At 51.8% G+C, this 21,883-nt stretch carries 22 protein-coding genes; 11 read left to right on the plus strand and 11 right to left on the minus strand.

From position 1 onward, the window contains the following. Window positions 1–101: 101 nt before the first annotated feature. Entirely contained in the window at window positions 102–581 is a 480-nt protein-coding gene (locus tag AL515_RS03735) for an FxsA family protein (RefSeq protein ID WP_048212918.1), read from the plus strand. Between the two features lie 40 nt (window positions 582–621). On the opposite strand, the gene yjeH is transcribed toward AL515_RS03735, so the two are convergent. Beyond that, window positions 622–1,869, minus strand: coding sequence for an L-methionine/branched-chain amino acid transporter (gene yjeH, locus AL515_RS03740; RefSeq protein WP_061067085.1), 1,248 nt, complete (start codon window positions 1,867–1,869; stop codon window positions 622–624). 275 nt (window positions 1,870–2,144) lie between these two features. On the opposite strand from yjeH, the gene AL515_RS03745 reads away from it, so the two are divergent. The 3 genes from AL515_RS03745 (at window position 2,145) to AL515_RS03755 (ending at window position 4,731) form a co-directional block, all read left to right on the plus strand. Continuing rightward, window positions 2,145–2,438, plus strand: coding sequence for a co-chaperone GroES (locus AL515_RS03745; protein ID WP_005120976.1), 294 nt, complete (start codon window positions 2,145–2,147; stop codon window positions 2,436–2,438). A gap of 43 nt (window positions 2,439–2,481) precedes the next feature. Next, window positions 2,482–4,125, plus strand: a complete 1,644-nt coding sequence (gene groL / locus AL515_RS03750) for a chaperonin GroEL (protein WP_003830576.1) — start codon at window positions 2,482–2,484, stop codon at window positions 4,123–4,125. Between the two features lie 252 nt (window positions 4,126–4,377). After that, on the plus strand, window positions 4,378–4,731 hold the full coding sequence (locus AL515_RS03755) for a DUF4156 domain-containing protein (RefSeq protein ID WP_003025468.1): 354 nt from the start codon (window positions 4,378–4,380) through the stop codon (window positions 4,729–4,731). A 179-nt stretch (window positions 4,732–4,910) separates the two neighbouring features. Here AL515_RS03755 and yjeJ read toward each other — a convergent pair whose 3' ends face one another. Both yjeJ and epmB read right to left on the minus strand, forming a co-directional pair. Further along, window positions 4,911–5,774: a YjeJ family protein gene (gene yjeJ / locus AL515_RS03765; protein WP_061067086.1), complete on the minus strand. Its 864-nt coding sequence runs from the start codon at window positions 5,772–5,774 to the stop codon at window positions 4,911–4,913. A 183-nt stretch (window positions 5,775–5,957) separates the two neighbouring features. Beyond that, window positions 5,958–6,986 (minus strand): EF-P beta-lysylation protein EpmB, encoded by a 1,029-nt coding sequence (epmB, locus tag AL515_RS03770; protein WP_061067087.1) that lies wholly within the window; start codon window positions 6,984–6,986, stop codon window positions 5,958–5,960. A gap of 41 nt (window positions 6,987–7,027) precedes the next feature. Between epmB and efp the strand changes: the two genes are divergently transcribed. From efp to ecnB, 3 genes are all read left to right on the plus strand, one after another. Further along, complete coding sequence (gene efp / locus AL515_RS03775; RefSeq protein ID WP_003025478.1) at window positions 7,028–7,594, plus strand: elongation factor P; 567 nt, start codon at window positions 7,028–7,030, stop codon at window positions 7,592–7,594. Window positions 7,595–7,693: 99 nt separating this feature from the next. Then, the gene (gene ecnA, locus AL515_RS03780) at window positions 7,694–7,828 is read left to right on the plus strand and encodes a lipoprotein antitoxin entericidin A (RefSeq protein WP_040232999.1); all 135 of its coding nucleotides are present in this window, start codon (window positions 7,694–7,696) and stop codon (window positions 7,826–7,828) included. 107 nt (window positions 7,829–7,935) lie between these two features. Beyond that, window positions 7,936–8,082: a lipoprotein toxin entericidin B gene (gene ecnB / locus AL515_RS03785; RefSeq protein WP_003025482.1), complete on the plus strand. Its 147-nt coding sequence runs from the start codon at window positions 7,936–7,938 to the stop codon at window positions 8,080–8,082. A gap of 30 nt (window positions 8,083–8,112) precedes the next feature. On the opposite strand, the gene AL515_RS03790 is transcribed toward ecnB, so the two are convergent. Next, the gene (locus AL515_RS03790) at window positions 8,113–8,712 is read right to left on the minus strand and encodes a helix-turn-helix transcriptional regulator (RefSeq protein ID WP_048212914.1); all 600 of its coding nucleotides are present in this window, start codon (window positions 8,710–8,712) and stop codon (window positions 8,113–8,115) included. Between the two features lie 259 nt (window positions 8,713–8,971). Between AL515_RS03790 and sugE the strand changes: the two genes are divergently transcribed. Next, window positions 8,972–9,289 (plus strand): quaternary ammonium compound efflux SMR transporter SugE, encoded by a 318-nt coding sequence (sugE, locus tag AL515_RS03795; protein WP_000118520.1) that lies wholly within the window; start codon window positions 8,972–8,974, stop codon window positions 9,287–9,289. On the opposite strand, the gene AL515_RS03800 is transcribed toward sugE, so the two are convergent. Continuing rightward, on the minus strand, window positions 9,286–9,819 hold the full coding sequence (locus AL515_RS03800; RefSeq protein ID WP_048212912.1) for a lipocalin family protein: 534 nt from the start codon (window positions 9,817–9,819) through the stop codon (window positions 9,286–9,288). The genes sugE and AL515_RS03800 overlap by 4 nt on opposite strands. Window positions 9,820–9,912: 93 nt before the next feature. Continuing rightward, the gene (gene blaCMY, locus AL515_RS03805; protein WP_061067088.1) at window positions 9,913–11,058 is read right to left on the minus strand and encodes a CMY-2 family class C beta-lactamase; all 1,146 of its coding nucleotides are present in this window, start codon (window positions 11,056–11,058) and stop codon (window positions 9,913–9,915) included. Window positions 11,059–11,189: 131 nt separating this feature from the next. Here blaCMY and ampR point away from each other — a divergent pair, with 131 nt between their 5' ends. Beyond that, complete coding sequence (ampR, locus tag AL515_RS03810) at window positions 11,190–12,065, plus strand: LysR family transcriptional regulator AmpR (RefSeq protein WP_061067089.1); 876 nt, start codon at window positions 11,190–11,192, stop codon at window positions 12,063–12,065. 41 nt (window positions 12,066–12,106) lie between these two features. Here ampR and frdD read toward each other — a convergent pair whose 3' ends face one another. From frdD to frdA, 4 genes are read right to left on the minus strand one after another with little or no spacing between them, the layout of a single operon-like run. Further along, on the minus strand, window positions 12,107–12,466 hold the full coding sequence (gene frdD, locus AL515_RS03815; RefSeq protein WP_048212909.1) for a fumarate reductase subunit FrdD: 360 nt from the start codon (window positions 12,464–12,466) through the stop codon (window positions 12,107–12,109). 10 nt (window positions 12,467–12,476) lie between these two features. Then, window positions 12,477–12,872 carry a fumarate reductase subunit FrdC gene (frdC, locus tag AL515_RS03820; RefSeq protein WP_048212908.1) on the minus strand — a complete coding sequence of 132 codons (396 nt, stop codon included), beginning with the start codon at window positions 12,870–12,872 and terminating at the stop codon, window positions 12,477–12,479. A gap of 10 nt (window positions 12,873–12,882) precedes the next feature. Beyond that, window positions 12,883–13,617: a fumarate reductase iron-sulfur protein gene (frdB, locus tag AL515_RS03825; protein WP_048212907.1), complete on the minus strand. Its 735-nt coding sequence runs from the start codon at window positions 13,615–13,617 to the stop codon at window positions 12,883–12,885. Further along, a complete protein-coding gene (frdA, locus tag AL515_RS03830; protein WP_048212906.1) occupies window positions 13,610–15,400 on the minus strand; it encodes a fumarate reductase (quinol) flavoprotein subunit in 1,791 nt (596 codons plus the stop codon). Before frdA ends, frdB begins: the two co-directional genes overlap by 8 nt. 324 nt (window positions 15,401–15,724) lie before the next feature. Here frdA and epmA point away from each other — a divergent pair, with 324 nt between their 5' ends. Both epmA and yjeM read left to right on the plus strand, forming a co-directional pair. Further along, window positions 15,725–16,702, plus strand: coding sequence for an elongation factor P--(R)-beta-lysine ligase (epmA, locus tag AL515_RS03835; RefSeq protein ID WP_048212905.1), 978 nt, complete (start codon window positions 15,725–15,727; stop codon window positions 16,700–16,702). Between the two features lie 216 nt (window positions 16,703–16,918). Continuing rightward, the gene (gene yjeM / locus AL515_RS03840; RefSeq protein ID WP_061067090.1) at window positions 16,919–18,421 is read left to right on the plus strand and encodes a glutamate/gamma-aminobutyrate family transporter YjeM; all 1,503 of its coding nucleotides are present in this window, start codon (window positions 16,919–16,921) and stop codon (window positions 18,419–18,421) included. Between the two features lie 147 nt (window positions 18,422–18,568). Here yjeM and mscM read toward each other — a convergent pair whose 3' ends face one another. Next, window positions 18,569–21,883 (minus strand): miniconductance mechanosensitive channel MscM, encoded by a 3,315-nt coding sequence (mscM, locus tag AL515_RS03845; RefSeq protein ID WP_061067091.1) that lies wholly within the window; start codon window positions 21,881–21,883, stop codon window positions 18,569–18,571.

The raw sequence follows: 21,883 nt of genomic DNA on the forward strand, positions 1-21,883 counted from the left end.
AGCTTGAAATTTTGCTAATCACCCCAATATTAGAGTGATGCAAGTCACACAATTTTCGAGCAGTTGTTGGTGAAAACGACTGTTTTCAACAGGAGAGCCCTTTGCGCTGGATACCATTACTTGCCATTTTTCTCTACGTTTACATAGAGATATCTATTTTTATCCAGGTTGCCCATGTGCTGGGTGTCCTGATGACGCTGATTTTGGTTATTTTTACCTCGGTTATCGGTATGTCTCTGGTTCGTAACCAGGGGTTTAAGAACTTTTTACTGATGCAACAGAAAATGGCAGCAGGTGAAAGTCCGGCTGCAGAAATGATCAAGAGCGTGTCGCTGATTATCGCCGGCTTGCTGTTGGTGTTGCCTGGTTTCTTCACCGATTTCCTCGGTCTTCTTCTTTTATTACCTCCGGTGCAGAAACATTTGACCATGAAGTTGCTGCCACATTTGCGTTTTTCGCGTATGCCAGGTGGTGGATTTAGTGCCGGAACCGGTGGCGGTGAGACCTTCGACGGTGAATTTCAGCGTAAAGACGATGAGCGCAACCGTCTTGATCATAAAGACGACGATCGTCGCGACTGACCCTGCAGGCCCGGTAAGTGCTACCGGGCTTTCTTATTGCTTATTTGGCCTCAGCCATTTTCCGGCTCGGTAAAAACAGCCACAGCCCTGCCAGCATAATCAACGCATACAGGCTCTTCCAGCCTACCATCGCCAACAGCAGCATACACAGCAGACCGCCAATAACCGCCAGCGCGCGGTATTGTCCTTTCAGTAATCGACATCCCGCCAGCATGCACAGCAGATAAATCATAATAAAGATGCCGTTAGCGTAGATGATTAACGCGTCGAGATTGATTTGCAGCATATAGATGCACAATGTACTGACGACGCAGCAGCCCAATACGGCGTTTAGCGCATTGCCCGGAAGATGGCGAGGGGATAGACGAGCCAGACAGCTCTCCGGTTTATATTGTGCTTGCGACCACACCAGACGGGCGAAACTTTGGATATAAATGTTCAGGCTGGCAAAGCAGGCCAGATAACCAATGATGCAGGCGACCCACAGTGCCTGTACACCAAACAGTTGCACGACGATTTCTGGCAGCGACGCTGCGGCGGCCATTTGCTCGCCGTAGGCACCAAAATGGAGAACGACGACGGTGCATGCCCAATAAACAGACCCAGCCAGCAGCAGGCCGATCATCAGCGCGCGTGGGAAGTCTCGTTCCGGATTTTTGAATTCAGAGGCCAGGTGTGCGAACGCTTCAAGGCCAACAAAGCACCAGAACATCACCGACAGCGCGGCAAAAAGCCCGGGAAACTCAATTTTGTCGATGGCAGGAAAGGGGATCTCACTCGGTTTCAACTCGCCAGCCCACCAGATGGCGACAATCAGCGCGACGATCAGTCCGGCAATCACCGTTTGCAGGTTTGCGCTGGAGCTGGCACCCCGCGAACCGATGTACCAGACCAATACCAGCGTGCCGAGCTCTGCTAACAGAAGCTGCCAACCATGCCAGCCAAACATTGCCTGGCCGAATCCGGCGGCAATGTGCAATGCCGCAGGTAACCCCACTGGAATTACCGATAAAAAAAGCCACCCGGTAACGCGCTCAAGCCGTGAGCCAAAGGCCATGCCGACAAAATGCGCCACGCCGCCTGCGCTGGGAAAATGGCGACCGAGTACGGCAAAGACAATCGCCACCGGAAAGACTAAAACGATCAGCACCGGCCATGCCCACAGGCTGTTGTTGCCAGCAACCAGCGCGGCAAGTGCGGGGACGGCGAAAACGCCTGTACCTAACAATGATGTCGACAACAGGCCAACGCCTTGAGCCAGTCCCAGCTCTTGTTTTAATCCGCTCATAAGTTGTTATCCGGTTATGCCCATGTACCGGGCTACAGCGCAGATTTTCGATGGTATCACAATCGGATTTGCTTATGACGACGTGGCTGAAATCGTTATGAAATGTGAGGTGTGTCGGCGTTTTGACGGGATTTTCTGCTGATAAAAAATTTTTTTCGCTTGCCCCCTTGAAGGCACAAAAGCCCATCCCCATCTCTCTGGTCACTAGCCGGGATACCGTTTACGGGCCGGCGTCACCCATAACTGATAAAGACTTTCTCAAAGGAGAGCTATCAATGAGTATTCGTCCGTTACATGATCGTGTGATCGTCAAACGTAAAGAAGTTGAATCCAAATCTGCTGGTGGCATCGTACTGACCGGTTCCGCTGCAGGTAAATCAACTCGTGGCGAAATCATCGCTGTCGGTAAGGGTCGCATCCTGGACAACGGTTCTGTACAGCCGCTGGACGTGAAAGTCGGCGATATCGTCATTTTCAACGATGGCTACGGTGTTAAATCTGAGAAGATCGACAATGAAGAAGTGTTGATCATGTCCGAAAGCGACATCCTGGCAATCGTTGAAGCCTAATCCGCGAACGACACTGAACATACGAATTTAAGGGAAAGAGAAAATGGCAGCTAAAGACGTAAAATTCGGTAACGACGCTCGTGTGAAAATGCTGCGCGGCGTGAATGTACTGGCAGATGCAGTGAAAGTTACCCTCGGTCCAAAAGGCCGTAACGTAGTTCTGGATAAATCTTTCGGTGCACCGACCATCACTAAAGATGGTGTTTCCGTAGCACGTGAAATCGAACTGGAAGACAAGTTCGAAAACATGGGTGCGCAGATGGTGAAAGAAGTTGCCTCTAAAGCGAACGACGCTGCAGGCGACGGTACCACCACCGCAACCGTACTGGCTCAGTCCATCATCACTGAAGGCCTGAAAGCTGTTGCTGCGGGCATGAACCCGATGGATCTGAAACGTGGTATCGACAAAGCTGTCGCTGCTGCCGTTGAAGAACTGAAAGCACTGTCCGTACCGTGCTCCGACTCTAAAGCTATTGCTCAGGTTGGTACCATCTCCGCTAACTCCGACGAAACTGTAGGTAAACTGATCGCTGAAGCGATGGACAAAGTCGGTAAAGAAGGCGTGATCACCGTTGAAGACGGTACCGGTCTGCAGGACGAACTGGACGTAGTTGAAGGTATGCAGTTCGACCGTGGCTACCTGTCTCCTTACTTCATCAATAAGCCGGAAACTGGCGCAGTAGAACTGGAAAGCCCGTTCATCCTGCTGGCTGATAAGAAAATCTCCAACATCCGCGAAATGCTGCCGGTTCTGGAAGCCGTTGCGAAAGCAGGCAAACCGCTGCTGATCATCGCTGAAGATGTTGAAGGCGAGGCGCTGGCAACTCTGGTTGTTAACACCATGCGCGGTATCGTGAAAGTGGCTGCGGTTAAAGCACCTGGTTTCGGCGACCGTCGTAAAGCGATGCTGCAGGATATCGCTACCCTGACCGGTGGTACCGTTATCTCTGAAGAGATCGGTATGGAGCTGGAAAAAGCAACTCTGGAAGATCTGGGTCAGGCTAAACGCGTTGTTATCAACAAAGACACCACCACCATCATCGATGGCGTGGGTGACGAAGCTGCAATCCAGGGTCGCGTGACTCAGATTCGTCAGCAGATCGAAGAAGCAACTTCAGACTACGACCGTGAAAAACTGCAGGAGCGCGTAGCGAAACTGGCAGGCGGCGTTGCGGTTATCAAAGTTGGTGCTGCGACTGAAGTTGAAATGAAAGAGAAGAAAGCTCGCGTTGAAGATGCCCTGCACGCGACCCGTGCTGCGGTAGAAGAAGGCGTGGTTGCTGGTGGTGGTGTTGCGCTGATCCGTGTAGCAAGCAAAATTGCCGGCCTGAAAGGCCAGAACGAAGACCAGAACGTGGGTATCAAAGTTGCGCTGCGCGCAATGGAATCCCCGCTGCGTCAAATCGTGCTGAACTGCGGCGAAGAGCCGTCTGTAGTGGCTAACACCGTGAAAGCGGGTGACGGTAACTACGGTTACAACGCTGCAACTGAAGAATACGGCAACATGATCGACATGGGTATCCTGGATCCAACCAAAGTAACTCGTTCTGCTCTGCAGTACGCGGCTTCTGTTGCGGGTCTGATGATCACCACCGAGTGCATGGTTACCGACCTGCCGAAAGGCGATGCGCCTGACTTAGGTGCTGCCGGTATGGGCGGCATGGGTGGAATGGGCGGCATGATGTAATTGCCCACACCCTGCATCCTTCAGGCTGCAGATGCGTTGGCTGCGTTTGCTAACCCCAGTCACTTACTTGAGTAAGCTCCTGGGGATTAACAAACTGGCCGCCTTCCTGCAACCAGAATGATTTGGGTGCTCATCTCCCAGAATTGAGAAACCCCCGGGCAGAAATGTCCGGGGGTTTTTCTTTTGGTCATCTTTTTAGTATATGATTCAGCTACGGACATAACGTCCAACTAATTGATTATGGGGAATGACATGCACGTGAAATATTTAGCAGGGATCGTTGGTGCCGCGCTACTGATGGCGGGTTGTAGCTCCAGCAACGAACTGAGTTCAGCCGGGCAAAGCGTACGCTTTGTCGAAGACAAGCCTGGCGCAGAGTGCCAACTGATAGGCACGGCAACCGGTAAGCAAAGCAACTGGCTTTCTGGCCAGCACGGCGAAGAGGGCGGCTCAATGCGTGGCGCAGCAAACGATCTGCGTAACCAGGCTGCGGCAATGGGCGGTAACGTGATTTATGGCGTCAGCAGCCCATCGCAGGGAATGCTGTCCAGCTTTGTTCCTACCGCCAGTGAGATGATTGGGCAGGTTTATAAGTGCCCTAACTGATTACACTTCATCCTTCAACCAGCCTCTTTGTTGGCTGCGCTGTGAAACCCCAGTCACATAGTTATCTATGCTCCTGGGGATTTTCTTCGCTTGCCGCCGCGATGCAGATTGAATGATTTTGTGTAATAAAGTGGCCTGGACAGGCTCATGCAATCGTAGGCCTGATAAGCGCAGCGCCATCAGGCATTCTGAGTCTTATGCGCAGACTGAACGCGTAAATGATGCAGCGCGCGCAGGCACTGATCCTGATTGAGCTTTTGCGTCTTATCACCCGTCAACGTTCTGACAAACACCTGGCACGGTACACCGGCAAGTTTTTTCAGCCGTGGGCTGAAATCGAGCAGACGGCGAGTAATAGCTTCGGCCTCTTTGCTGCCGGAAAGGGCGCGAGTTTTTACTACCGAACCACAGTACTGGGCTTTTCCTTTATCATCCGTATAGCGGTAAATAATCGCCAGATAATGATTAAACAGGTTATGTTTCCATTCGGGTTGTGTATAAAAATCGTATTCCAGATTGTCGTTTTGCTGGCAATCCACATCGTACAGCGACAGAAAATCCAGCAGCGATGTAATTCGTAGCGCTAAATCCCGCATGCCAGCATTATTTATTGCATGAATAATTGCATGCGCCAACACCTGAATCTGTAATTCATTAATCAGTAATTCATCTGTTTTCCCGTCATGCAGCGTCAGAGAAAATGCTAAGTTCTCCCCTTTATCATCCACTAACGTCAGTGAATTTATGCGACGGTTAATATCCGCATTCTTTAACTCATCTTCCTGAATTAAAGGAATATTTTCGTGCATCTTTTTGCTGGCTTTCTCGCATTCTTTCTCATATTGCACACGCTCGTCTTCGCTTAGTTGATGTTTGGCGTATAGCTTGCTTTCCAGAGCAATAAACAAGTCTCTTAGCCCAAGCGAAGAAAGAAAAAACAGCGACTCTTTATTTCTTGGTTCTTTTATCTTTAATGCCAAAGCAATAAATTCATTCTTCTGACGAATAACGCCGGTATTAATACCTTTAATACTGATAGCCATCAAAGGTTCTCCCTAACCATATATTTATTGATGTTCTGCATTTGAAACTATTGATAAAATTTACGAATGAATGATTTTACAGCGCTAATTAAAATAGCACAGATTAAAAGTGTGGCTCCACTTGTTGGAATTTAAATGATAAGTAATCGTGTCGAGTGTCCGAAATCGGACACTCAATAATGACTATTGTTGGCGTAACTGCAAATCCAACGGCGTTTTACTTGGCTCACCGCCAATTTCGCGCGCCAGTTTGGGGACCATATAGCCTGAAATCAGCGTCAGCAGCTCTCGCATGATTTTCCGTGCCTCATCGTCACTCACCATAAAGTGAGCGGCTCCCTGCACTTTATCCAGTACATGCAGGTAATAGGGCATTACGCCCGCATCAAACAGTGCATTGCTCAGGTTTGCCAGCGTTTGTGCGTTGTCGTTCACGCCACGCAGCAGGACGCTTTGGTTAAGCAATGTGACACCCACTTTACGCAAGCTGGCCATTGCCTGACGAAATGTCTCATCAATTTCGTTCGCGTGATTAATGTGATTGACCAGCAGAATCTGCAGGGAAGAGTGTGCAAAACGCTCGACCAGTCCTTCAGTAATACGCGCCGGGATAACAATCGGCAAACGGCTGTGAATTCGCAGACGCTTAATATGCGGGATGGTTTCCAGTTGCGTGAGCAACCAGTCCAGTTCATGGTCTTTGGCCATTAACGGATCGCCACCGGAGAAGATAATCTCATCCAGCTCAGGATGTGCGCTAATGTAGTCCAGGGCGACCTGCCAGTTGCGCTTATTGCCCTGGTTTTCAGCATACGGGAAGTGTCGGCGGAAGCAATAGCGACAATTTACCGCACAACCGCCTTTAACCAGCAATAGCGCCCGGTTGCGATATTTGTGCAGTAATCCAGGAACGACGCTGTGCTGCTCTTCCAGTGGATCGGTCGAGTAGCCCGGTGCGGAAACGAACTCTTCCTGAGAAGTAAGTACCTGACGCAAAAGCGGATCGTCTGGATTGCCTTTTTCCATGCGGGCAATAAACGCACGCGGTACGCGCAGGGCGAAAAGCCGTCTCGCATCGCGTCCGGCCAACAGTTTTTCATCTGCGTCTATATTCAAAAGATGCAGAAGTTCATCAGGATCGGTCACAACATCGGCAAGTTGCGATAACCAATCTTCTCTGGATGGGGTATTTAGGGTTACAATATGCGCCATTTTGTGGCTTAGCTACCAGTTAACAATTTTCAGAGGGCCTTATGGCAACGTACTATAGCAACGATTTTCGTGCTGGTCTTAAAATCATGTTGGACGGCGAACCTTATGCGGTTGAAGCCAGCGAATTCGTTAAACCAGGTAAAGGCCAGGCGTTTGCGCGCGTTAAGCTGCGTCGCCTGCTGACCGGTACTCGCGTAGAGAAAACCTTCAAGTCTACCGACTCCGCTGAAGGCGCAGACGTAGCCGACATGAACCTGACTTTCCTGTATAGCGACGGTGAGTTCTGGCACTTTATGAATAACACCACTTTCGAACAGCTGGCTGCTGACGAGAAAGCGGTAGGCGATAACGCTAAATGGCTGCTGGACCAGGCTGAATGCATCGTGACCCTGTGGAACGGTCAGCCGATCTCCGTGACTCCGCCGAACTTCGTTGAGCTGGAAGTCGTTGAAACCGACCCAGGTCTGAAAGGTGACACTGCAGGTACTGGTGGTAAACCAGCGACGCTGTCCACTGGCGCAGTGGTTAAAGTTCCGCTGTTCGTACAGATCGGCGAAGTCATCAAAGTGGATACCCGTTCTGGCGAATACGTATCCCGCGTGAAGTAATATTCTTCATCTTTCAGGCTGCATCAGGCGGCCTGAATGATTTTGCGTATTTCTAAGATGTGGGTGCAGATTGCTGCGCCATACTTTTCCAGGGCAGGAATGATGAAACGTCTTCTCGGTCTTGTAATGCTTATCCTTTTCACCAGCACCCTCCTGGCGGGCTGTAATACGGCGCGCGGCTTCGGTGAAGATATCAAACATCTCGGTAATTCAATTTCTCACGCTGCCAGCTAGTCCCCTCATGTTGTCTTAAAAACGGTCGTTTATCCGTCACCCCCCCGGATCTTGTCTATTATTAAGTAGCTATACACAAACAATATTGGCTAAAAAAGGAAGACGTTATGGTTAAGAAGACAATTGCTGCGATCTTTTCTGTGTTGGTACTTTCTTCCGTATTAACGGCGTGTAATACGACGCGAGGCGTAGGTCAGGATATTTCTGAGGGCGGTAGTGCCATTTCTGGTGCAGCGACAAAGGCTCAGCAATAGCTATGAACGGTACGACGCACCGTCGTACCGTTAATTCATCTTCTCAGGTAGAGAGAGAAACGGTGAAAAGCGGTTCCCCAGGTGCAGCTTCATACGGATATTTCGCTTATAGGTGTATACCGTCTTACCATGAATGCAGAGCGCGGCGGCTATTGCATTGTTATCAACGCCATCCATCCACAACGACAGTACCTTCTCTTCCTGTGGTGTAAGCAGCGGTGTGGCATTTTTAGGTGTATCCAATACGGGGCGGATCTGTAGTGCATTCTGGATCGTGCGCGAAAGATCATGCAACGCGATGTGTTTGGACAATGTCGAGTGAACGGCAGAGTGAGGGGGATCGATTGGGTTATGCGATCGGTCGCCTGATTGTAGTAAAATCAGCGGGATGGCGCCGCAGCTCATAAAAAATGGTGCGATGGGGGGGCTGGAGTGAATATCGCTGAGAAAACTACATAAATCTGCGATTACCAGATGTGGCTTCCACTGCAAAATATGCTCTTTAGCCAACATCAGATTATTAATCCCTGACACCAGAAATGAAGAGTTGAACATACCAGAATGATTAAGCAAGGCCTCTATCCCTGTGCGGGTGAAGTGGCACCGGTCAATCACTAAAATTTTAAGCATAAACCTTTCGCATTCAGAAGAGGATCAAATGGCTTTCTGAGTTCAGAAAGCTCTTCATCATAGAGAAGTCCAATGTGAGCCAAATGCGGGAACTACGCCTCTAATTGGGCTTAATTCTTGCTTTAAGTAAGCAATGAATAAAAAGGTTGAAATTCATTTTCTCCCGGGCAAAAATGCCATTTCATACATCCGCTTTGCAGGACGACCTGCAAACGCATCTTTCACCCGGGGACGGCCCCATTGTGTACTGGAGCCAGTCATGTCCTGGATCGTTTTACTTATCGCGGGCCTGCTTGAAGTTGTCTGGGCTATTGGTCTGAAATATACCCACGGTTTTACCCGTTTAACGCCAAGTATTATCACCATTGCGGCGATGATCGTCAGTATCGCTATGCTTTCCTGGGCGATGAGAACGCTACCGGTTGGTACGGCTTATGCCGTCTGGACCGGGATTGGCGCGGTAGGGGCGGCCATTACCGGCATTCTGCTACTGGGTGAATCAGCCAGTCCGGCACGTCTGCTCAGCCTGGGGTTGATTGTTGCCGGCATTATTGGCCTGAAGCTCAGCACCCACTAAGCGCCGGGTTGTTTTACCCAAATCAACTTATTCACTTCAAATCCCTCCCGGGTCGCGACTGCCAGCATCTGCTGTTTCATCTCATCTGAAATCGTTGGGGTGCGAGAGAGGATCCACAGATAGTCGCGATCCGGGCCGCAGACCAGCGCATGACGATATTCCCTATCGAGAGCAATCACGTTATACCCACCATAGAAAGGGCCAAAGAACGAGACCTTAAGAGCAGCCCGGCCAGGATCGCCGGTGAAATAGGCTTTGCCTTCCGTTTTTTGCCACATTTCCCTGTCCGGGTTATAGCCTTTGTTGATGACGTTGAGCCCACCATCATCGCGCAGGCTGTAGGTTGCGGTCACTTTTTCCAGCCCACGTTCGAATCTATGGTCGAAACGCGCAATTTCATACCAGGTGCCCAGATAGCGTTTGGCATCAAAGTTATTCACCACGGTAACGCCTTTCGGCGGTGTAGGAGAACTGCAGGCAACAACCAGAAATGCAGCCGTAACTGCAGCAACAACGGGCAGAATGCGCATGGGATATTCCTTGCTGTATTTTTGTTAAGTGTAGATGACAGCAGGAAAAGAAGTGGAAGAAAGGAGGCCCGACGGATCGGACCTCAACGCCGGTTACTGCAGTTTTTCAAGGATGCGCCATGCCGCGTCGACGCGAGCAGGATTCGGGTAGCTTTTATTGGCCAGCATCACGATGCCAAGATTTTTCTCCGGAATAAAAGCCACATAACTACCAAATCCGCCAGTCGAACCTGTTTTATGTACCCAGGAGGCTTTTACTGCGGGGGCAGGTGGGTTTACCTCAACGGCCGGAAGCGCCGCCAGAGCGATTTTACTGTCGCTGCCGTTGATAATAGTGTCTGCTTTTACCGGCCAGTTAAGCATTTCCCAGCCTAAGCCCTGGTACATCTCACCAATGCGCCAGTAACGTGACTGTGCGAGCCCGATGCCCTGCTGCAGGGTTTTCTCCTGCACGTGGCTGGCGTCCATATTGGCCTGAACCCAGCGAGCCATATCCATAATGCTGGATTTCACACCATACGCTTCGGCATCAAGCTGGCCTGGCGAAACATGTACGGGCTTGCCATCGCGATAGCCCCAGGCATAATCTCGTTGCTCGTTCTGCGGAACGGTAATCCAGGTGTGAGTGAGTTTTAATGGCTGCAGGACGCGTCTGATCATCGCCCCTTCGTAGCTCATTCCAGAGGGTTTCACCGCCAGTGCGCCAAACAGACCAATGCTGGAGTTAGCATAGAGACGTTTAGCGCCCGGGGCCCACTGGGGTTGCCAGTTTTGATAAAAGCGCAGCAATGCGGTTTTATCCGTCACCTCGTCGGGGATCTGAAGCGGCAGGCCACCTGCCGTGTATGTGGCTAAGTGCAGCAGACTAATGTTCTGCCACTGTTTGCCTGTGAGTTCCGGCCAGTACCGGGTGACCGGATCGCTGAGTTTGATTTCGCCGCGGGCGATAGCATCGCCGCCCAGCACGCCATTGAAGGTCTTACTGACTGAACCGAGTTCGAACAGTGTGTTCTGTGTAATCGGACGATTATTGGCGATATCAGCTTTACCCCAGGTAAAGTAATACGGTTTTCCCTGGTAGATAACCGCAACGGCCATACCCGGAATAGCCTGCTCCTGCATCAACGGGGTGATGGTGCGATTAACGATATCGGCAATCTGTTGTTCTGTTTTTGCGGCGGCAAACGTTGAGAAAGAGGCTGTCAGCAGTAGTGCGCAGCATAACGATTTTTTCATCATGAAATCATTTCCGTAATTAAAAGCAAAAGGGTGTCCGGGCCCGTCAGACGCAATCAGTGTGTTTGATTTGCACCGTGTTGACAAACGGTTAAATTTAGCAGCAGATATAAGTTTTTCTAACAGGTTAGATGATGACGCGTAGCTATATCCCACTTAATTCTCTGCGGGCTTTTGAAGCGGCCGCCAGGCATCTCAGCTTTACCCGCGCAGCAATTGAGCTTAACGTGACGCATTCTGCCATCAGCCAGCATGTGAAAGCGTTGGAGCAGCAGTTGAATTGTCAGCTCTTTATTCGCGTTTCACGAGGCCTGATGCTCACGACAGAAGGTGAGAGTCTGTTACCTGTACTTAATGATTCTTTCGATCGTATGGCGGCGATGTTAGACCGCTTTGCCGGTAACCAGTCTCAGGAAAAACTGAAAATTGGTGTGGTGGGCACTTTTGCGGTGGGTTGCCTTTTCCCACTTCTACACGATTTTAAACGGTGTTATCCGTATATCGATTTACAGCTTTCCACGCATAATAACCGTGTTGATCCTGCTGCAGAGGGGCTGGATTATACCATTCGCTACGGAGGGGGAGCCTGGCACGATACTGATGCGCAATATTTATGTAGCGCGCTGATGTCTCCGCTTTGTTCACCCGAGCTGGCCTCTCAGATTCAGACTCCTGCAGATATCCTGAAATTTCCGCTATTACGATCGTATCGTCGTGATGAATGGGCGCTGTGGATGCAGGCCGCTGGAGAAGCGCCGCCGTCACCGACGCGCAACGTGGTGGTGTTTGACTCGTCGGTCACCATGCTGGAAGCCGCGCAGGCGGGGATTGGTGTGGCAATCGCCCCGGTCAGAATGTTCACGCATTTACTCAGTAGTGAGCGTATCGTACAGCCGTTTTTAACGCAGATTGATCTGGGGAGTTACTGGATAACGCGTTTGCAATCTCGCCCGGAGACACCTGCGATGCGCGAGTTTTCTCGTTGGCTGATCGGGGTATTGCACAAATAAAAAGGCCCGCCAGTGGCGGGCCTAATAGGTAACAACTGCGATTAGATAGTCAGAATGCCAATCGCTGTTACAACGGTCAGGATAGCAGCCAGGCCGTAGAATACCCATTTGCCAGCAGGCACGTGGATTTTCAGGTCATGCATAGCGTGGTGCATACGGTGTAAACCACACCACAGCGGCAGAACGATCATCAGGAACAGAAATGCGCGTCCGATGAAGCTCTGGGCAAATGCCATAATGCGCTCATAGCTCAGCGCATCGCCCGGGAACAGACCCAGCGGCAGCATAATACCAACCAGCAGAACCACTACCGGCGCAATGATTGCGCCCCACATACCACCTGCACCAAACAGACCCCAGAATACAGGTTCGTCAGAGCGTTTTGGATTTGGATTAATCATCCCGGACTCCTTACCAGTATAGGGCTACATACAGTATGACTACGGTCACTACCGCAGTAACTACCCAGAGACCTTTGATGATCGGCTCTGGCCCCATTTTTTCGTCTTTTACGATGATGTTGGCGGCTTTCGGCGCCAGCTCAAACCAGGTTTTGGTATGCAGCAGTGCTGCAGCCAGGACAACCAGGTTGAGGATGACCACCACCGGGTTTTGCAAAAAGCCGACAAAGCCCATCCAGGACTCAGCACCATGCTTCAGAGCAAACAGGCCGAAAATCAGTTCAATACTGAACCAGACTGCCGGAACTGCCGTGCCTTCGCGCAGCATGTAAAAGCGATAAAATGGCAGCTTTTTCCACCAGGTGGACGTCATCGGCCGCACATAGGGTTTGCGTTTAGTCGTCATCATGCACTCCTTAGCGTGGTTTCAGGGTAGCGATAAGAAAGTCTTTTGAACTTTCAACTTTACCCTGCTGAATGGCCGCAGCCGGATCGACGTGTTTCGGGCAGACTTCGGAGCAGTAGCCCACGAAAGTACAGGTCCAGACGCCGTTCGGGCTGTTCAACTGAGCCATACGCTCCTTCTTGCCGTGGTCGCGGCTATCTTCGTTATAGCGATGCGCCAGCGTAATTGCAGCCGGTCCAATGAACTCAGGGTTCAGGCCGAACTGCGGACACGCGGCGTAACACAGACCGCAGTTGATGCAACCGGAGAACTGATGATATTTCGCCATCTGCGCCGGAGTCTGGGTGTTTGGACCCTGATCCGGTGTACGCGGGTTACCAATGATATACGGTTTGATCGCTTCCAGACTTTCGATGAAGTGCGTCATATCGACGACCAGATCGCGTTCAATCGGGAAGTTGCCCAGTGCTTCAACCTTCATACCGTTGGTGTAATCACGCAGGAAGGTTTTGCACGCCAGTTTCGGCACGTTGTTGACCATCATGCCGCAAGAGCCGCAAATTGCCATACGGCAGGACCAGCGATAGCTCAGGTCTGGTGCCAGGTTATCTTTGATGTAGCCCAACGCATCCAGCAGAGACGTGGTTTCATCATAAGGAACTTCATAGAAAGCACTGTGCGGCGCGGTATCGGTTTCCGGGTTATAGCGCACCACCTCAACTTTCAGGTTTTTCAACTCAGCCATTCGCCTTCTCCTTCTTATCGGCTGCTTCCGCTTCGCCACCGTAAACACGTTTAGCCGGTGGCAGAGTGGTGATTTTCACGTCGCTGTATTCCAGGCGAGTCGTGCCGTCAGCATCGCGGAAGGCGAGGGTATGTTTGAGGAAGTTCACGTCGTCACGCTCGGTGCAGCCTTCATCCAGTCGCTGGTGCGCGCCGCGGGATTCTTTACGTGCCAGCGCGGAGTGCGCCATACATTCGGCAACGTTCAGGCCGTGACCCAGTTCAATGGTGTACAGCAGGTCGGTGTTGAATACGCTGGAAGTATCAGTGATACGTACGCGCTTGAAGCGCTCCTGCAGTTCCGCCAGCTTATCAACGGTTTTCTGCATGAGTTCCGGTGTACGGTAGATGCCGCAACCTTCTTCCATGGAGATACCCATTTCGTCACGGATCTTAGACCAGTTTTCGTTACCTTCCTGGTTAACCAGATCTTTCAGACGTTTTTCAACGCCAGCAACCTGTGCATCAAGAGCTGCACTGTTTGCAGCGCCAGCTGTTGCAGCGCGTTCCGCAGCTTGTTCACCGGCCATACGACCGAAGACCACCAGTTCCGCCAGGGAGTTAGAGCCCAGACGGTTAGCGCCGTGCAGACCAACAGAGGAACATTCACCCACCGCGAACAGACCTTTAATACGGGTTTCGCAGTGCTGATCGGTTTCGATACCGCCCATGGTGTAGTGTGCGGTCGGGCGTACCGGGATCGGTTCTTTAACCGGATCGACACCCACGTAGGCTTTCGCCAGTTCGCAGATGAACGGTAAACGTTCGAGCAGTTTTTTCTCGCCGAGATGGCGCAGGTCGAGGTGAACAACATCGCCACGTGGGGTGGAGATGGTGTTGCCTTTACGCCATTCGTGCCAGAAAGCCTGAGAAACTTTGTCACGCGGACCGAGTTCCATGTATTTGTTTTTCGGCTCGCCCAGCGGAGTTTCTGGACCCATGCCGTAGTCTTGCAGATAACGGTAGCCATTTTTGTTGACCAGAATACCACCTTCACCACGGCAGCCTTCAGTCATCAGGATACCGGAACCAGGCAGACCTGTTGGGTGATACTGAACGAATTCCATATCACGCAGCGGAACGCCGTGGCTCAGCGCCATGCCCATACCGTCGCCGGTTACGATGCCGCCGTTGGTGTTGTAACGGTAAACACGACCCGCGCCGCCCGTTGCCATCACGACTGCGTTAGCACGGATTTGTACCAGGGTGCCTTCCATCATGTTCATGGCGACCAGGCCGCGAGCATGACCGTCGTCCACCAGGATATCCAGAACGAAGTGTTCATCAAAGCGCTGAATTTGCGGGAACTGCAAAGAAGTTTGGAACAGCGTATGCAGCATGTGGAAGCCGGTTTTATCCGCGGCAAACCAGGTACGCTCGATTTTCATGCCGCCGAAGCGACGTACGTTGACGCTACCGTCTTCACGGCGGCTCCATGGGCAGCCCCATTGTTCCAGTTGCGTCATTTCAGTTGGGCAGTGGTGGACAAAGTAATCCACGACATCCTGCTCACACAGCCAGTCTCCGCCTGCTACCGTATCGTGAAAATGGTAGTCAAAGCTGTCATGATCCTGCGCGACAGCAGCAGAGCCGCCTTCGGCAGCAACGGTATGGCTGCGCATTGGGTACACTTTTGAGATCAGTGCGATTTTAGCGTTGGGATTTGCTTGTGCGGCAGCAATTGCTGCACGCAATCCCGCGCCACCGGCGCCTATAATGGCAAGATCGGCTTGAAAGGTTTGCACGACATTCCTCCAGATTGTTGTTATTTCATCCCCGCCCGAATTCAGATGCTTAATCGGATTCAAACAGGTTATGAACGCGTTTCCACTGCTCCTTTATAGGTACAATAGTATAGTCTTAGGGATGTGAGGGAAATTTGACGTGTTCGATTTTTTTAGCGTATCAGAGGGCTGAATTATCATTGAATTTGATTAATTTAATTACTAAACCACCCAATGTTGCTTTTTTTACCCGCCAGCCAGTGTTTATTATTCCCGCGTGAAATTTGTCTCGCTAGCGCGATACGAGTAGACTTCGTGCCCTTGTCTGAAATCGGAGAAACAACCATGAGCGAAACGGCAACCTGGCAGCCGAGCGCGTCCATCCCCAATCTGTTAAAACGTGCAGCAATTATAGCGGAGATTCGTCGCTTTTTTGCCGATCGTGGAGTGCTTGAGGTTGAGACACCTTGCATGAGTCAGGCGACGGTAACGGACATCCACCTGTTCCCGTTCGAAACGCGTTTCGTTGGCCCTGGTCATTCCCAGGGGATGAACCTCTATTTAATGACCAGCCCGGAATACCATATGAAGCGCCTGCTGGTCGCAGGATGTGGCCCGGTGTATCAGCTATGTCGCAGCTTCCGTAATGAAGAGATGGGACGTCATCATAATCCTGAGTTCACCATGCTTGAGTGGTATCGCCCACACTACGACATGTATCGCCTGATGAACGAAGTGGATGATTTGCTGCAGCAAGTGCTGGACTGTTCACCTGCCGAAAGCCTTTCTTACCAGCAAGCTTTCCAGCGTCATCTGGAGATTGACCCGCTGTCTGCGGATAAAACCCAACTGCGGGAAGTGGCGGCGAAGCTGGATCTCAGCAATATCGCGGATACTGAAGAGGACCGGGATACCTTGCTGCAACTGCTGTTTACAATGGGCGTTGAGCCACATATTGGCAAAGACAAACCAACGTTTGTGTACCATTTCCCGGCCAGTCAGGCGTCACTGGCACAAATCAGTACCGAAGATCATCGCGTGGCTGAACGTTTCGAGGTTTATTACAAAGGTATTGAGCTAGCGAATGGTTTCCATGAGTTGACTGATGCACGTGAACAGCAGCAACGATTCGAGCAGGATAATCGTAAACGTGCCGCGCGCGGCCTGCCGCAGCAGCCCATTGACACCAACCTGCTTGAAGCGTTGAAGGTTGGGATGCCGGATTGCTCTGGCGTGGCGCTGGGTGTTGACCGTCTGGTGATGCTGGCGCTGGGCGCTGAGAGTCTGGCTGACGTTATCGCCTTTACCGTCGATCGTGCATAACGGGTTATCCCTCTACAATACAAAGTGGCGATAAAACCGCCACTTTGTAGCACATTTTTTCACTTTCCCTCTAATGGCCACAATTTACATCTGGATATCTGATATCGTTTAGGTATCAATTCTGTGTTGATTTTTAATTGCTGAACTCTGCAAAGAGAGCGGTGTCAATCGGTGAGCGGCGTTTGCGAAACGCTTGCCAGAGTAAGGGATAGTTGAATGACCCAAACAATAAAGAAGATGAGCCTGCCAGGTCTCATCCTTATGATATTTACGTCAGTTTTTGGATTTGCCAATAGCCCTTCGGCTTTCTATTTAATGGGATACAGTGCTATTCCATGGTATGTATTTTCTGCATTATTATTCTTTATTCCATTTGCTTTAATGATGGCGGAAATGGGTTCCGCCTATCGGAAAGAAGAGGGTGGAATCTATTCGTGGATGAATAATAGCGTTGGACCTCGCTATGCCTTTATCGGCACCTTTATGTGGTTCTCCTCCTATGTTATCTGGATGGTCAGTACTGCCGCGAAAGTCTGGGTACCTTTTTCAACCTTCTTATTTGGCGCAGACATGACCCAGCACTGGCGTATCGCGGGGCTTGAGCCTACGCAGGTCGTCGGACTGCTCGCCGTTGGCTGGATGATTCTGGTGACCTGTGTGGCATCCCGGGGTATTAATAAGATTGCGCGTATTACGGCAGTAGGCGGAATTGCCGTAATGTGTCTTAATTTAGTTCTGTTGTTAGTGAGTGTCGCTATTTTGTTATTAACTGGTGGCCACTTTGCTCAGGATATTAATTTTATCTCCTCGCCTAATCCGGGATATCAGTCCGGTCTGTCCATGCTGTCATTTGTGGTATTCGCCATTTTTGCTTACGGCGGAATAGAGGCCGTGGGTGGATTAGTTGATAAAACAGAAAAACCAGAAAAGAACTTTGCTAAAGGCATTGTTTTTGCCGCGATTGTGATTTCTGTGGGTTATTCGCTGGCCATCTTTTTATGGGGTGTTAGCACCAACTGGCAGCAGGTATTAAGTAATAGCTCGGTCAACCTCGGCAATATTACTTATATCCTGATGAAGAGCCTCGGGATGACGTTGGGGAATGCGCTGCATCTTTCCCCTGAGACCGCGATGGTGATGGGCGTATGGTTCGCGCGTATCACCGGGCTTTCGATGTTCCTTGCCTATACCGGTGCTTTTTTTACCCTTAGCTACTCGCCGTTGAAAGCGATTATTCAGGGTACGCCGAAGGCATTGTGGCCCGCGCCGATGACCAAACTGAATGCGGTGGGGATGCCGACGACCGCAATGTGGTTGCAGTGTCTGCTGGTAAGCCTGTTTATCCTGCTGGTTTCGTTCGGCGGCGATACGGCTTCAGCGTTCTATAACAAATTGACCCTGATGGCGAACGTATCCATGACACTGCCGTATTTGTTCCTGGCGCTGGCATTCCCATTCTTCAAATCCCGCGTGGGGCTGGAAAGACCGTTTGTTATTTTTAAAACCCGCGCGGCGACGTTACTGGCAACAGGCGTGGTGGTGCTGGTGGTGACGTTTGCCAACGTATTTACCATTATTCAGCCAGTGATCGAGGCCGGAGACTGGAACAGCGCATTGTGGATGACCGGTGGCCCGATCTTCTTCTCACTGCTGGCGATGGCGATCTATCAGAACTACAGTCGCCGCGTTAACCGTCAGCCGGTTCTGGTGACAGAGTAAATTGGGCCGTTGTAGGCCGGATAAGGCAATGCTGCCATCCGGCAATCAGCATCGAATTGCCTGATGGCGCTACGCTTATCAGGCCTACAAGACCCACACCGTAGCCCGGTGTCGGTGCCAGCGCCCCTCGTCCGGGCTACTCAGGTATTACAAACTTCCCGCCGGGCGACTGCCTCTGCCCGCAGAACTTAACGTTCTCCCCGTTTGCTTACCCCCCAGACTCTCCAGACGCATCTGGAATGGTGGGAACGGCATATCGATACCGTGCTCGCGGAAGCCTGCCAGAATCAGCTGGTGTATCTCGTGGCGCAGTGGCATACGGTGCCCCATCTCTGCGGCATAAATACGCAGTTCGAAGATTTGAATCCCCTGCTGCAGATCAACCAGAAAGACTTCTGGCGCCGGGTTATCGATAACCAGCGAACAGCGGTGGGCGGCGGTAAGCAGGATTTGTGTGACTTCCTCGCTGTTAGCTTCCGACGGCGCCGGGATAGTTAACACGACACGCGTGACCGAGTCAGATAGTGACCAGTTGATAAACTGCTCGGTGATGAACGCTTTGTTGGGCACGATGATCTCTTTGCGGTCCCAGTCGCTGATGGTCGTGGCGCGGGTATTAATTTTCGTCACGCTACCGGTGAGATCGCGAATGGTCACCGTGTCGCCAATACGGATTGGTTTTTCAAACAGGATGATCAGGCCGGAAATAAAGTTGGCGAAGATCTCCTGCAAGCCAAAGCCTAGCCCGACACCGAGAGCCGCCACCAGCCACTGCAATTTGGACCACTCAATACCGATCATCGAGAAGCCAACCAAACCGCCAATCAGCATCAGCAGATATTTGGTGATGGTGGTGATGGCATAACCGGTGCCGGGGGTTAAATCCAGATGTTGCAGCAGCGCCAGTTCCAGCAACGCGGGCAGGTTGCGTACTAATTGGGTGGTGATGATAAACACCAGAATTGCGATAAGCACCGCGCCCAGCGTGATCGGCTCAAGGCTTTCCACGCCCTGCACCGTGGAGGTGACATCCCATAACGAGATGTTTTCCAGAAAGCCGAAAGCGGAATGAATTTCTGACCACAGCACAATGACCGAGAGCAGGGCGATAAGCATCAGGATAGAACGCACCAGACGCAGCGATTGCGCGCTGATAGCATCCAGATCCACTTCGCTTTCATCAACATCAATTGTGCCTTCAAGGCTGGTGGAATGCGGCGGTTCTTCTTCACCCCGCGCGCGCTGCGCCAGCATTTCGGCGCGTCGATGCTTGGCGCGATCGAAGGCCAGTCGGCGGCGCTGGATCAGCATCCAGCGGCGGATGACGTGATAGACCACCAGTAACAAGAACCAAATTGCTACCGAAGTCTCCAGGCGCGCCAGCAGGGCTTGTGATGTTGCCAGGTAGCCCACAGCTGCCGCGAGAATAGCAATCAGTGGCGCGCCCATCAGCATATTCCACAGCATGCTGTTGACCATGTTGTCGCCATTGCCTTCTTTGTCGAGATACAGTGGTATGCCGGCGCGTTTCAGGCTCAGGGTTACGATCGCCAGCGCTCCGCAAATCAGGATAAAGCACAGACGTCCCAGTGAGGCGGAGAATTCCCGGTCATTGAGGTTATCAAACATAATCACCGCCATGATCAGCGGGACAATCAGCCCGATACTCATCAGGTAATAGTGCATGGCCTTCGCGACACGGTTACGCGGCCAGCCAAAGTGGGCGATGAACAACCCGTTGGGGCGCGCGAAGGTGGCGCAAATCATTACCGCCCATAGCATAGGCACCGTGGCGGTAACGCCATCGCCGATAGCAACAGCCAGCGGGTAAGGCCAGGCTTCCTGCAACCCGTAACCGAGCGTTGCCCATAGCACTGGCAGCGGTGAGGCGACGAGTATCGACCAGAATACCGTGCGTATCGTCAGCCAGAAGTGGTCCTGGGTTACTTTACCAACACGCGCTGACGAGCGTTCCAGAAAGCGAGTAAAGTGTTTACGTGAAGAAAGGCTAAACCCAACCAGCACCAGTGCACCGAACAGTGGTAGCAGCGTTTCCTTGCTGGTCAGCATCATGATAGTGGCTTTGCCAAGCTGATTAAATGTATCGAGTGAGATCAGACGGCGCAGATCCTGAACAATATCGACGGGCCAGGAGAGCGAGATGGGGCTGACGTCTGATGTCCAGAACAGATAACGGTGCGTCGCCTCGTTGACCTCTTTCAGGGCGTCTTCCAGTTGGCTATTGGAGACTTTTAGCTTAGTGAGCTCGAGGATCAGCGTATCGCCACCCTGTAGCAGAGAGTTCAGTAGTTCACGCTGAGTGCGCAACTGGGCGTTGAGAATGCTGCTCTGCTCAGCGGTTAGCGGTTGCCCGTCGGCCTGGTGAATTTGACGTAATTGCGGCTGCTTGTTGAGGAGGTCTTCATAGCGCATACGGTGTACGCGCAGCTGCGCCATTTCGGTATCTAACTGCTGGGGTTTGGGCATTTCTGGCAGACGAGAAACTTGTGCACGCAGTGCTTCCCCCAGCATATTCGAGACGCCAAGCCATTGTGACTGTTCCCGCAGCGTATTCAGCGCCTGACGTACCTGCAACGTTTGGCTGGTGGCCTGACGCTGCTGGGAGGCCACCAGATCCATACGTTGCGCTTGCTGGTTCAAGGCCTGAGACAACTCGCGGTTAACCTTGAACTGATCGACAATACCTTCCGGCAGTCCCGCGCTGTTTTCTGCCAACAGTTCCGTGCTCTCCAGCGCACGTTCGGCTTCACGCTGGCGCTGGCTGTTGAGTTGGTTGCGTAATGCTTGCAGATAAGCGTCGAGTTGTTGGCTCTGCTTTTCTGCCAGTTCGGAGCGCATTCGCGCCAGTTCCTGGCGGTTGTTTGCGGAAAGCTGCGCCAGCTCCAGTTCATCGACCTGGGCTTTAAGTTTGGCGGATTCAGCTTGCATCGCTTGATTCTGCGCGGAATTGCCGTTGGCGGTACCAATGCGCCGCTCAAGCTCATTGAGCTGGCGGCGGGCATCGGTTTGCTGTTGAGGAAGCTGGCTTAACGAGTCGGCGATTTCCCGGGCGCGATCCTGCTCCTGTTGAGCCTGGCGGCTTTTATCCAGTAACTGACTGCTGACCTGAAGGATTTCCTGGTTTAATGCATCCGTCGTGAGGCTGGTCGGTACGCTACGCGGTTCGTCGCGCAGGTTGTTTAGCTGCGCGCGTAATGTTGCGGACAGCTTGGGGAAGTTATCGATAACCTGCTGATATTGTTCAGCACGCTCAAGGGAGCCTTTCCGCTCTTCGAGAGCATTCAGCGCGGACTGGAGCGCCTCGACGGTTTCTGGCTGAGCGGGTTTTGCCGCCTTTGCCTGCTCCAGTTCCTGGGTGAGTTGTTTGGCATCGGGGGCCGTCGCAGCGTACGCCCCCTGGCTGAGGCACCAGGCCATCAGAAAAGTGATAATCAGGCGCAC

The sequence above is a fragment of the Citrobacter sp. FDAARGOS_156 genome (genome assembly GCF_001559235.2).
GTDB lineage: Bacteria > Pseudomonadota > Gammaproteobacteria > Enterobacterales > Enterobacteriaceae > Citrobacter > Citrobacter youngae.